We start from the raw sequence: 12,202 nt of genomic DNA on the forward strand, positions 1-12,202 counted from the left end.
TAAGGTATTATATGAGCGATAGATTACACGAAATAATTTCCCAAATAGGTGTTATTCACAAAGAATTAATAAATAATAAAAAAATAGATGATGCAAATGAAGTATTTGAATATATAGAAGATTTAGACTCAGATGTGAAAGAGCATTATTTAAACTTACTATTACAATACTACTTTCAACAAAATGATTTAAAAAATTTAAAAGAGTTATTATTAGTTGGTGCAAAATTTGATATGAGATTTGAAGATGTTAAACATGCTTTTTTAAATATAAAGCAAAGTGGTGAGAATGTAATTGAATTTATGGAAGAATCAATTGTATTTTTAAAAGATAATGATCTAGAAGAAAATTTAAATGAAATGTATTTATACTATACAAATAATGAAGCTTTTCAAGTTAATTTAGAACAAGCCTTAGAATTAATCAAAAGAAATAGATATGTTTGTGCAAATTGTTATAAAAATGATGATAAAGCCTATTGTAAACTTTTTTTAAATGAAAACTTATTAGAGAGTTTAAAACGAGATTTACCATATCTTTTAAGTTAATATATGCCTCCTTTAGAGTTAGTAGTACCTGAAAGTTTTTTATTTATACCAGCTAATTTATCATATATTTCTTTTTGTTTTTTTATTAGTTTTTTAATTTATAGATTATCAAGAAGTTTTATTGTTTTTTTTATTGCATTATTTGCGTTTTTAAGTTTGATGTATTCAGATTTAATATTTAAGCACGTGATTAAAAACTATTATGAAATAGTGCAAAAAAATAGGACAATTTATTCATATCCTATAAAAAATGATGAGGGAAAAATCGATAGTTTATCGACGGTCAGGGTTTATAACTATCCTTTATATAAATCAACGCTAAGTCAAAGTGAAAAAGATAATATTGTAAGATTACATGAATCTTATATAAATAAATTTATTGACATTACAACTGTAAGATATAGATTTAATAAATATATTTATAATGAGAAAAGAGTGTTTTTAAATGTTTATAAATATGATAATTCATTTTTAGAAAATGAAAACCAAAAAGCTAGATATACAATTACTAAAGTAAAAAAAGAAAGCTATTTTAAAGAACTTTATAAAGTGTTTGAATATAGATTTATAGATACTAGTTCTAATACAATACTTGCAAGTGCATACAGTATAAAGTTTTTAAATAGTACTAATAAATTAAGAAATAGGTTTTTATATTGGAGTAAAGAAAAAGAAGAAGAGTTTAATCTAAACAGTATTCAAAATTTTGATACGGTTTATAAGAAGCTATTTATTGATTAACTTCTTTAAAGAAGAAATGGGTTTAAAATATATTTCCCATTTCATCATTTAAATAACCATCAATCTTTTTACTAAAATCATCAAAAGATTTACTTCCTTGTTTATTAAAAATTACAATTTCTTCACCAAAGTCATCTTGAATAAAATGCTCTTGCTTTAAAATTTTTTTATAAAGTTCTTGTAAATCATCATCGCTTTCTTGCTTGTTAAATAAAAACCAATTTGCAGTGCTGTCTTCAATTCTAATTAATCCATAAGTTTTATTTTCATCTATATAGTCTTGTATTGTTCCATTTTCAAATGACGCACCTACAACTAAGTCATTTTCATTTAAAATCATTTCCATTTATTACCCTTATTTTACATTTGTTAAAGCTTTTTATTAAAGCGCATTATAATAAAAGCTTGGTTACTTCTTGATTAGGTCTTTATTAATGATTCGATACAATCACAAGAAATAATCACTAAGGCTGATACTATTAAAAAATTTAGAAAAGTTCATATAGAAATTACAAATATATGTAACTTAAAATGTACATTTTGTCCTCCTAAAGTACTTCCAAATGGAATTATGTCACTTGAAAAATTTGATGATATTAATAAGCAATTAAAACCTTATACAAAAGAGTTAGCTTATCATATGGTTGGTGACCCATTAGTTCTATCAAATCTAAATGAATACTTAGATATTAGTTTAAAAAATGATTTAAAAGTGAATATAACTACAACTGCTAATAAAATAAATCCAAAAGATTACGAAGCTTTAATGAATAAAACAATTAAGCAAATAAACTTTTCAATAAATTCATATAATGCAAACTCTCATAAAAAATCACTTGATGAGTATTTAAATCCTATTTTAGATTTTGTAAAATATGCTCAAGAAAAACAGCATGAATACTTTATAAATTTTAGAATCTGGAATTTAGATGAATCAAAAAGTGCAAAAGAGTTTAATACTCAAGTTTTTAAAAGAGTGAACGAATATTTTAATACTAATATTGATATTGAAGATGTATATAAACAAAGACCAAAAAATATAAGAATAGCAAAAAAAGTATTTTTTAATTTTGATGAATATTTTAACTGGCCTAGCTTAGAAAATGATTTTGTGTCAGACAAAGGTTTTTGTTATGGTTTAGATTCTCATTTTGGTATTTTAACTTCAGGAGATGTAGTTCCATGTTGTTTAGATCAAAATGCATGTATTAATCTTGGAAATACAAATGATACACAATTAAAAGATATCTTATCTTCACCTAGAGTTAAAAATATTCAAAATGGTTTTAAAAAAGGTGAAGTGATAGAAGAACTTTGTCAAAAATGTGAATATAGAACTAGGTTTGATAAAAATGAAAAGGAAATAGTTTGAGTGAAGTAGATATTTTTTCAAGAAGTGTAAAAGACTTCTTAACATCAGAAATGTTAAAAATTGCATTAATACCATTGATTGTAACAATGATATTTTTATATATATTATTTTTCACTGCTGCTGATTTTGGAATAAGTGCTTTACAAGAAATTGCACAAGCCTCACAAAATGGTGAAGAAATAATAGTTGATGAAAGCGCACCTTTTTATTTTGTTTGGGCTACTTATCTAATTGTATTTTTATTTAAGTACTCATTTACTTCATATATAGCAGGATTTTTACTATATACAGTTGGAACAATTGTTGTACTAAATATATCTGTGATTTTAACTATTGTTGTAATAGGTTTTTTAACTCCAACTATTTTAAAAAAAGTACACAAAAAGCATTATTCTCATCTAAGTTTGCATGGCTTTGGAACACTTCTTTCTCCTTTGTGGGTATTATTTAAAAGTTTATTAATGATGATGTTATTATTTATATTGTTTATTCCTTTATATTTTGTACCCTTGATTAATATAATTGCTTTTTCTTTACCTTTGTATTACTTTTTCCATAAGCTATTAAATTATGATGTATCATCTACAATATTAAGCCAAGAAGAGTTTAAAGTTATATATAAAAAAGAAGCAAATACAGTAAGACTTAGAACACTACTATTGTATTTTGTATCAATGATTCCATTTATTACACTTTTTACTGCTGTTTTTTATATTATTTATTTAGGTAATGGTTATTTTGTTAAGCTTGAAGAAATGTATAAGTTAGATATTCCAGATTCAAAGATAGATGAGAAAGAAGAAAAAGAAAAAATAGCTCTTATTCCCTAGTTAATCTATATCCTGTTCCTTGAATATTTTTTAATGATTTAAGGGGCAGTTTTTTTCTAAAGTTTTTAATAAATAATCTCATTGCATTTGCTGTCATGACTGAATCTTCATCCCAAATAAGATTTTCCATTTCTTCATAAGTAATTATTCTATTCTTTGTAATAAGCTGTTTTAAAAATAAACTCTCTTTTTTAGTTAAGTTAAATTCTTCTTCATTATTTGTAACAACAGATTTACTAAAATCGAATATCCATTTTTCATTTAAACTATATATTTTACTTTCATCATAGCTTTTAATGAATGCTTCTAATGCAGTCATTAATTTATCATGAGTTATAGGTTTTATTATATATTTAATTAAGTGTAACTCAGTAGCTTGTAACATATAATCTAAATCAGTATGAGCTGAGGTAATAATTATTCTAGTTTTAGAATCAGATTCTCTAATTTTTCTAATTAAATCAAGACCATTTTCTCCGTTCATTTGAATATCTGTAATAATTAAATCAGGTTTATTCTGAACATATTTTATATATGCATCACTTGCATTTTTTGCAGTATAAGATTCTTTGAAATAATGCTCTAATATTTCATTGATATTTTCTCTAATACCTTTCTCATCTTCAACATATAATACTCTAAAAGCATTTAGTTTATTAATCAATATTTCTTGCATATATTAAAAATCCTTGTTAGAAAATTTATGATATCATAGCATAATTAAGGTTAACCAAGGAAAAGCTTGAAACTAATAACAGAAAAGAACTTATCAAGAATTACTATTTATATTTTTATAATTATTATGTCTTCAATGATTTTCATGATTACTTATTTTTATGTAAAAAATACTTATGAAGATTTTGAATCGGAGATGAAAGTATTTAAAGAAGAGTATTATGAAATAAAGAAAAAAACACTAAAAAAAGAAGTTGACACAGTACTTGATATTTTAAACTATAATATTATAAAAACAGATATAAGTTTAAAAGAACAAAAAGCAGATGCGATACGATTACTTAATAATATTAGATTTGAGAAAAATAAAAGTAACTACTTTTTTGTATATGAGATAAATAATATTCAAGGTGGAGATGAGTTTGCAAAACTTCTTGTAAATCCAAACAGACCAGACATTGTAGGACGTTTAATTTCTACTAATTTTAAAGATTCAAATGGAATAAAGTTTAGAGAAAACTTCTTAAAAGATATTCGAGAAAAGAATGAATCATATACTCAGTATACATATAAAAAACCAGGAAGTGTAGAAGTACAGCAGAAACTTTCTTATTTTAAATATTATAAACAATGGAACTGGGTATTAGCTGTTGGAGTTTATATTGATGATATAGATAAAGAAATTTCTTTAAAAAGAAAACATTTAGAATCACGTATTAAAAGGCAAGTAGGGCAAAATGTAGTTTTATTTATTATGTTTTTATCACTTGGTATTTTAATATCAATTTTAGTTTCACAAAAGATTGAAGAAGTATTAAAAGAGTATGAAAACAAAGTAAAAGCAAAAACACAAGAGCTTGAAAATCTAAATAAAACTTTAGAAAATAAAGTCAAAGATGAAATCGAAAAAAATAGAGAAAAAGAACAGCTTTTAGTGCAAAAATCGAAATTCATAGCCCTTGGTGAAATGATATCAAATATTGCCCATCAGTGGAGACAGCCTTTATCTGAGTTATCTTCAATTCTTATGTTTATAAAATTTAAACATAGTATAAACGCTCTTGATAATGAAACAATGCAGAAAAAAGCAAATGAAGCAGATGTAGTATTAGATTATATGTCTCATACAATCGATGACTTTAGAAATTTTTTCATGCCAAAAAAAGAAAAAGAAGAGTTTTACTTATCAAAAGTTATAGACTCTGTTATGACTATTGTTTCTAGTTCATTAGAAAGTGATAAAATTAATGTTGATATTAATATTGATAAAAATATTAAATTAAGAACTTATATAAATGAATATGAACAAGTTATTTTAAATATATTAAAAAATGCAAAAGATGCATTAATAGAAAAAAATATTGATAATCCGGAAATAAAAATCTCTGCATATGAAGAGGATGAATATGTTGTTTTATTTATAGAAGATAATGCAGGTGGAATTACAGTTGAACCAAAAGGAAAAATATTTGAGCCATACTTTACAACTAAAGATGATAGTAATGGTACAGGAATTGGTTTATATATGTCAAAGATTATTGTAGATAAAAATATGAAAGGTAAATTAAGAGTTCGTAATACTGAATTTGGAGCAAAGTTTGGAATTCATACTCCTAAAGATTTAAAATAGAAAAGAAGATAAATCTTTTCTATTTCTTATATATTAAAAGCTTTCCCATTCATCTTCATCTTTTGATGAAGTAACAACTTTTGTTGGTTTTATAACATTTTCTTTTATACTCTTAGTTTCACTTTTAATACTTTTTTTAACTACTGGTATATTTATTTCTTGTTTTTTTGTATTTAATTCTTTACTTTTTATTGAACTTTTACCCTCAAACTCTTTATTATCAGTGTTTTTAACAATATCATTTGCAATAACAAGTGTATTTCTTGCAATATCATTTGTTTGAGTAGCAACAGATGCATTTGCTTGTGTTTGCTGATCTAAAGAATTAATTGCATCATTTATTTGTAAAATTGCAGATTGTTGTTCTTTTGAAGAAGTTGCAATATCATCAATTAAGTGAATTGTTTCATCAATATTTTTATTTAATCCTCCATAACCTTTAATCATCTCATCAGAGATTTGTTTACCTTCATTAGCTTTAATATTTGCATCTTCTACTAAGTGTTTAATTTCTTTTGCAGCTTCAGCACTTCTACTTGCAAGGTTTCTTACTTCTTGTGCAACAACTGCAAAACCTTTTCCTGCTTCTCCTGCAGTTGCTGCTTCTACTGCTGCATTTAGTGAAAGAATATTTGTTTGGAATGCAATTTGGTCGATTACTGTAATCGCATCACTAATTGCACTTACTTTTTCATTTATTTGATCCATTGCATTTGTAGTTTTACTAGCAAGATTTTCACCCTGTGTTGCAGAAGATGTAACACTGTTTGATATGTTTGACATTTGAGCAATTTTTTCTGTTGAGCTATTAATATTTCCAGTTATCTCTTCAAGAGCAGCAGCGGTTTCTTCTAATTTTACAGCAGCATCATTTGAAGAAGAGTTTAATTGTTCTACATTAGTAAGTAAAACTTGTGCTGAACTATCAAGTGTTAAACCATTTTCTCTATTCTCACGTAACATTGTATTTATTGCATCTCTTAATTTATTAATATCATTAATCAAAAGTTCAAAAACACCACCTTTTTCTATACCTTGAAGTTCAACCTTTCTAGTATAATTATAATTTGAATACTCTTCTAATGTTAAATTAATATTGGAAATATGATCTTTAGTTGAATGTATCATATCATTAATCCCATCTTTTAAAATTATAAGTGTTTCATTAGATGTTGAAGCTTCTATATGCTCTGAATACCAACCATTTTTTACTTTATTAATAACAGTTAATGTATCATCTATTAATTCCTTATCTTCATGAAGGTTTTGTTTAATTGCTTCTATATTACTATTTACAATATCTGCCATTTGTGCAAATTCATCTTTTGTTTTTATTTTAATAAGTTCAGAATTATTTGTTTTTTTATTTAAGAAATCAAAGAATGATACTAATCCTTTAGAAAACTCTTTTAATGATGTAGTTATATTTTTAGTCAAGAACAATAAATATGATATTATTAGAACTAATAGAACTAATGCTTCAATAAATATAAATGTAAGCAAGTCAGCTAATTCATCTTGTATCTTAATCGTATTTCTTTTAAGACCGTCATCTTTTGTTTTAACAATTTTTGAAAAAGCAGTTCTTGAAGCATTTGCTAAGGGAGTTGCGTCTTTTTTATAACTTTGGTAGGTCTTAGCTAAAATATTAGGAGTTCTTTCAATATTAGCTAAGGCTTTCATTTTATTGAATCCATCATCAATAAATGCTAAAGTTTTTTCTTTAGATTGTTCTATTCCTTCAAGTTTTTGTTTCTCGTTTGGAGTTCCTTGAACTGTAGTTTTTAATCCCTCAAAAGATTTAATAATATTATCTTTACTTTTTTGAATTTTTGCTATATTTTTTTCGTATGTATTTCCTAGCATTATATCTCTTGTGCAACGACTTATATAATTTAAATCTTTCCCAATTTGTAATGCTAATACTTTACCTGTTACAGCTTTTTGTGAATATCTTTGAAAATCTTCTTGAGTATTTTTAATAATGTTAAATTTAATGAGAGTAATTATAAAAATAACTGTAAAAATGACTATTCCAAAAATAGTCAATTTTTTACCAATAGATAAACCTTTTAACTTGTTCACTTGATTAGACATAACTTTTCCTTGCTAGTAATATTTATCTTATTCTAACAAAATAATAATTAAATATCATACTAAGAAGAAAATTTATATTAATAAAACTTATATATCTTCTTGATCTTTATTATTATATTTTTTTTCTAGTTTGGATGTAAAAAAGGCTAGCATAATTACAACAATTGCAACTATACAAAAACCTATTATTTCAGATTGAAAATCATTCATTAGAAGGGTATTACAGCATCAATAACCTCACCAGTACCAGATATTGTATCTCCAACAATATCTGGTGTAACAGTATTTACTACTGCTCCTGCTATTTTAAAAGGAGCAGAAACAACAGTTCCTACTATACATCCTTGAAATGTTATTACTAAAAAAGAAATTAATAATATTTGTACTAGCTTAGTTTTCATTAGTTACCTTGAAATTTTTTTGATAGTATATCCAAATGTTATTAATAATAAATAATAAAAATTTTTAGAATATACCTAATGTTAAACTAGTTGCATCTAATATTTTATCTTTACTCATAGCTTTAATTACAACACTATAAGTATTCCCTTTTCCCCCAGAACAAGGTGCTAAATATGCTCCAGGAGTTTTTTTGTATTTCTCTCCTCTATGTTTAACTACGCTTGTAAATCCTACTGGTAGAGTAAATGTTTCACCTTGCATTGATGGAATTGTAAGTGATGAAGAATTAGTAGGAACTGCGTAAGATACTATTCCATGACCTCCATCTCTCATTCCTGAAAAAGTTTCATCACTAAATGTTAACATGATTTTATCTGTGTTTGCTGGAATGTTTTCTAAGTTAATACTTGGAGTACTTCCTGCTTTTGTATTAAAATTACTACAAACCTCTGTTTTTGGTACTGCAGTTTTTTTCCAAATATCATCTGCGAAAGTTGCACTTAAAGAAGCTGCATTTAAACTCATAAGTGAAAGTGTTGTCATTGTTAAAATTGTTGTAATTTTTTTCATTTTATATTCCTTTTATTTAAATATTTACATTTTAAGTTATGAAAGTAAATAAAAAGTAAACAAAATAAAATTAAAAACAAGGTAAAAAAAAAGGGTAAGAGTTAAAACTCTTACCCTTTTGATTAAAAATAATATACTTTAAAATCAACCATACATTAGATTTGGTAACCAAAGAGCAATTTCTGGTATATAAGTAACAAGTAATAATCCTGCTAAAATTGTCATCGTCCAAGGGAACGCTGCAACTATAACGTCTTTAATACTCATACCTGTTAATCCAGAAGTTACAAATAGATTAAGTCCAACAGGTGGAGATACCATTCCAAGTTCCATATTGATTGTAATTACAATACCAAAATGAATTGGATCAATTCCAAGTGCAACCGCAACTGGAAGTAATAATGGAACCATAATCATAATAATTGCAGATGGTTCCATAAATGAACCAGCTAAGATTAATAAAACGTTTACCATTAGTAAGAACATATATTTATCAACATTTGCTTCAATTAATGCTTCTGTAATTCCTTGAGGAATATTTTCAATTGTTAAGAAGTGTGCAAATAACATTGCATTTGCAATAATAAACATAATCATTGCTGTTGTTTTTGCTGAATCTAAAGCTGTATCAAAAAACTCTGACATTTTAATATCTTTGTATACAAATACAGAAATTACAAATGCCCAAACTGCTGCAACTGCTGCTGCTTCAGTTGGTGTAAAGATACCACCATAAATACCACCAATAACAATAACAATTGTCATAAGTCCCCAAGAAGCGTCTTTCATTTTTGCTAGTCTTACTTTAAATGGTGCTGGCTCAGTTCTTTTAAACCCAAGTCTTTTTGCACCAATGTAAGTAACTACCATCATCATAACACCTAGCATAATACCAGGAACAACACCTGCCATAAATAGTCTACCAATAGAAACTTCTGCTGTAACTCCATATACAATTAAAACAATTGAAGGTGGAATTAAAATACCTAAAGAACCAGCAGTTGCAATAGTTCCAACTGCATATTTCTTAGGATAACCAGCTTGAATAATTGCACCAAACATAATAGATCCAATTGCTACAACAGTTGCAGGAGATGAACCAGAAACAGCTGCAAAAATAATAGATGCAAAAATAGCAGAAATAGGAAGACCACCTGGTAAGTGACCTACAATTGACTTAGCAAATTCAATAATTCTAGTTGCTGCACTACCTTTTGAAAGTAAGTTACCAGCTAAAATAAACATAGGAATTGCCATTAATGAATAATGTTCAATTTTTTCAAACATCATTGCAGAAATCTCAATTGGCGAAATATCTGTAAATACCATCATTGTAGTAAAAGTAGCAACACCTAAACAAATTGCAATAGGTGTTCCTAAAAGAACAAGGAAGAAAAATATACCAAATAATAAACCTACACTCATAGCATTCCTCCTGTTTTCTTTTCAACATCTTTTACAATGTCATTTAAATGTTTTACATGTTCATTGTCATTATCTTTAGCACCAACACCCATTCCAGCTAATACTTGTTCAGCTTCACTTTCAGCTACAACTTCTTCATGTGGTGTTCTTAAAATTTGAACAATTTTTTCACCAACTCTGTATGCTGCAAAGAAAAATGCTACTGGAATAACAAGATATATAACCCACATAGGCATATCCCATAAATCAATCGATCTTTCGTCTATATCTGCTACTAGTAATAAATATTCATACCCATAATAAGAAACCGCAAGTAAGAAAATAATTGTAATTGTATGTGATAATAAAAGCATACCTTTAGCAATTTTAGAAGGCATTACATCTAAAAGAATTGTAACTGCAATATGTGCATCTTTTTTAAAACAATAAGCAGCACCAAAAAAAGCACTCCATAAGAATAAAAAGATTGTAAGTTCAGTTGCCCATACTAATGACGCATCAAAAGCATATCTTGCAACAACATTAGTAAAAGCAACAGCAACACCGGCTGTTATACCGAATGCTGCTATTGATTGATTTATAAAACCTATAGTTTTACTGATTAGATTAAACATGACTATTTAGTCGCTATTGTTTTCTCAATTAATTCTTTTCCGATTTTTCTGTCAGAATAGAACTCAGGGTAAATTTTACTAACTGCATTTCTCCAAGCTTCTTTTTGCTCAGCAGTTAATTCATTAATTTCTAATTTACCAGTTTTTTTAGCATATTCTTTAATTAATTCAAATTGTGAATCATTTAATTCAGCTGCATATTGTCTTTCTTTTTCAGTTGCTTCATTCATTGCTTGAGTTACATTTGCTTGTAATTCTGCTGGTAAGCTATTCCAGAATTTTTTAGACATTACTACTAAGTATCCTAAGTAACCGTGGTTAGAAACAGTTAAGTATTTTTGTACTTCATGGAATTTTTTAGTGTAAATGTTTGAAATTGGATTTTCAGCTGCATCAATTACACCTTGTTGTAAACCTGAGTATACTTCAGAGAAAGGCATCATTTGTGGGTTTGCACCAACTGCATGGAATTGTGCTTCTAATACTTTTGAAGACATAATTCTGAACTTTTGACCTTTTGCTTCTTCTGGCATAGTTAATGCATTTTTATTTGATGATAATTGTTTAAATGCATTATCCCAATAGTTTAATGCAACAATACCTTTTGCAGTTACTTTATCTTTTAAAGCTTGTCCTACTTCACCATCTTGAACATCATGTAAATGCTTTGCATCTCTAAAGATAAATGGTAAATCAAATAATGCTAATTGAGGTACAATCTTACCAAACTTAGAAAAAGATGGTGCTGCCATTTGTACAGAGTTTAATCTTAATGCTTTTAAAACTGCATTGTCTTTATATAACTGTGACGATGGGTAAACTTGAACGTCAATTTTTCCACCTGATAATTCTTCTAATCTTTTTTCAAAGAAATCTGCTGCTTTACCTTTTGGTGTGTTTGCACTTACAACGTGAGAGAATTTCAACGTGTAATCTGCTGCCATTGATGAACTTGCTACCACTGCTGCTGCGATAGTTCCTAATAGTAATTTTTTCATAATTATATCTCCTTAATTTTGATATGAAAAAATTATAGTCTAAACTTATGTATCAATTATGTATTTTTTATAAAATTCAAAAAGTTTTTTTTTGTTAAATAAATATAGTGAAAAGTACTTAATTTTTCATTTAAAGAAAAAATTAAGTTTAAATAAATCAGTATAATAATAAGTTGCATAATAATTATACATTAGTTTCACTTTTATGTTGAAAATACTGCTATAACTAAGGATACAGAAGAATTTAAAATTTCAGTGTAAAATTTCAAGTAAGGGATTTTAACCATATTTTAAACAAAT

The 12,202-nt window shown here is 26.4% G+C and carries 13 protein-coding genes; 5 read left to right on the forward strand and 8 right to left on the reverse strand.

Annotated elements, in window-relative coordinates:
* The first annotated feature begins 11 nt into the window (after positions 1-11).
* Positions 12-548, forward strand: coding sequence for a hypothetical protein (locus D3Z07_RS00225; protein WP_122892754.1), 537 nt, complete (start codon positions 12-14; stop codon positions 546-548).
* A gap of 210 nt (positions 549-758) precedes the next feature.
* On the forward strand, positions 759-1,289 hold the full coding sequence (locus D3Z07_RS00230) for a hypothetical protein (protein WP_164707178.1): 531 nt from the start codon (positions 759-761) through the stop codon (positions 1,287-1,289).
* Between the two features lie 22 nt (positions 1,290-1,311).
* Here the strand turns inward: D3Z07_RS00230 and D3Z07_RS00235 are convergent, their stop codons facing one another.
* Complete coding sequence (locus tag D3Z07_RS00235; RefSeq protein WP_122892756.1) at positions 1,312-1,635, reverse strand: hypothetical protein; 324 nt, start codon at positions 1,633-1,635, stop codon at positions 1,312-1,314.
* 162 nt (positions 1,636-1,797) lie between these two features.
* On the opposite strand from D3Z07_RS00235, the gene D3Z07_RS00240 reads away from it, so the two are divergent.
* Positions 1,798-2,661, forward strand: coding sequence for a radical SAM/SPASM domain-containing protein (locus D3Z07_RS00240; protein ID WP_265936473.1), 864 nt, complete (start codon positions 1,798-1,800; stop codon positions 2,659-2,661).
* Entirely contained in the window at positions 2,658-3,491 is an 834-nt protein-coding gene (locus tag D3Z07_RS00245) for an EI24 domain-containing protein (RefSeq protein WP_122892758.1), read from the forward strand. Before D3Z07_RS00240 ends, D3Z07_RS00245 begins: the two co-directional genes overlap by 4 nt.
* Here D3Z07_RS00245 and D3Z07_RS00250 read toward each other — a convergent pair.
* Positions 3,481-4,167: a response regulator transcription factor gene (locus D3Z07_RS00250; RefSeq protein ID WP_076087611.1), complete on the reverse strand. Its 687-nt coding sequence runs from the start codon at positions 4,165-4,167 to the stop codon at positions 3,481-3,483. The genes D3Z07_RS00245 and D3Z07_RS00250 overlap by 11 nt on opposite strands.
* A 66-nt stretch (positions 4,168-4,233) precedes the next feature.
* Between D3Z07_RS00250 and D3Z07_RS00255 the strand changes: the two genes are divergently transcribed.
* Positions 4,234-5,796, forward strand: coding sequence for a cache domain-containing protein (locus tag D3Z07_RS00255; RefSeq protein ID WP_076087609.1), 1,563 nt, complete (start codon positions 4,234-4,236; stop codon positions 5,794-5,796).
* A gap of 33 nt (positions 5,797-5,829) precedes the next feature.
* On the opposite strand, the gene D3Z07_RS14435 is transcribed toward D3Z07_RS00255, so the two are convergent.
* The 6 genes from D3Z07_RS14435 to D3Z07_RS00285 form a co-directional block, all read right to left on the reverse strand.
* A complete protein-coding gene (locus D3Z07_RS14435; protein ID WP_122892759.1) occupies positions 5,830-7,893 on the reverse strand; it encodes a methyl-accepting chemotaxis protein in 2,064 nt (687 codons plus the stop codon).
* A 209-nt stretch (positions 7,894-8,102) separates the two neighbouring features.
* A complete protein-coding gene (locus D3Z07_RS00265) occupies positions 8,103-8,294 on the reverse strand; it encodes a DUF6726 family protein (RefSeq protein ID WP_122892760.1) in 192 nt (63 codons plus the stop codon).
* 64 nt (positions 8,295-8,358) lie between these two features.
* Positions 8,359-8,865, reverse strand: a complete 507-nt coding sequence (locus tag D3Z07_RS00270; RefSeq protein ID WP_122892761.1) for a hypothetical protein — start codon at positions 8,863-8,865, stop codon at positions 8,359-8,361.
* A 144-nt stretch (positions 8,866-9,009) separates the two neighbouring features.
* On the reverse strand, positions 9,010-10,290 hold the full coding sequence (locus tag D3Z07_RS00275; RefSeq protein ID WP_122892762.1) for a TRAP transporter large permease: 1,281 nt from the start codon (positions 10,288-10,290) through the stop codon (positions 9,010-9,012).
* Complete coding sequence (locus D3Z07_RS00280; RefSeq protein WP_122892763.1) at positions 10,287-10,904, reverse strand: TRAP transporter small permease; 618 nt, start codon at positions 10,902-10,904, stop codon at positions 10,287-10,289. The genes D3Z07_RS00275 and D3Z07_RS00280 overlap by 4 nt, the downstream gene beginning before the upstream one ends.
* Positions 10,905-10,906: 2 nt before the next feature.
* Positions 10,907-11,902 (reverse strand): TRAP transporter substrate-binding protein, encoded by a 996-nt coding sequence (locus D3Z07_RS00285; RefSeq protein WP_076087597.1) that lies wholly within the window; start codon positions 11,900-11,902, stop codon positions 10,907-10,909.
* Positions 11,903-12,202 lie beyond the last annotated feature (300 nt).

The organism is Arcobacter peruensis (assembly GCF_003711085.1).
Taxonomy (GTDB): Bacteria; Campylobacterota; Campylobacteria; order Campylobacterales; family Arcobacteraceae; genus Poseidonibacter; species Poseidonibacter parvus.

Excerpts from the sequence above, each read along its gene's own strand:
- D3Z07_RS00225 (WP_122892754.1), top strand. The coding sequence starts at position 12 with ATGAGCGATAGATTACACGAAATAATTTCCCAAATAGGTGTTATTCAC.
- D3Z07_RS00280 (WP_122892763.1), bottom strand. The coding sequence starts at position 10,904 with ATGTTTAATCTAATCAGTAAAACTATAGGTTTTATAAATCAATCAATA.
- D3Z07_RS14435 (WP_122892759.1), bottom strand. The coding sequence starts at position 7,893 with ATGTCTAATCAAGTGAACAAGTTAAAAGGTTTATCTATTGGTAAAAAA.
- D3Z07_RS00235 (WP_122892756.1), bottom strand. The coding sequence starts at position 1,635 with ATGGAAATGATTTTAAATGAAAATGACTTAGTTGTAGGTGCGTCATTT.
- D3Z07_RS00250 (WP_076087611.1), bottom strand. The coding sequence starts at position 4,167 with ATGCAAGAAATATTGATTAATAAACTAAATGCTTTTAGAGTATTATAT.
- D3Z07_RS00265 (WP_122892760.1), bottom strand. The coding sequence starts at position 8,294 with ATGAAAACTAAGCTAGTACAAATATTATTAATTTCTTTTTTAGTAATA.
- D3Z07_RS00270 (WP_122892761.1), bottom strand. The coding sequence starts at position 8,865 with ATGAAAAAAATTACAACAATTTTAACAATGACAACACTTTCACTTATG.
- D3Z07_RS00275 (WP_122892762.1), bottom strand. The coding sequence starts at position 10,290 with ATGAGTGTAGGTTTATTATTTGGTATATTTTTCTTCCTTGTTCTTTTA.
- D3Z07_RS00285 (WP_076087597.1), bottom strand. The coding sequence starts at position 11,902 with ATGAAAAAATTACTATTAGGAACTATCGCAGCAGCAGTGGTAGCAAGT.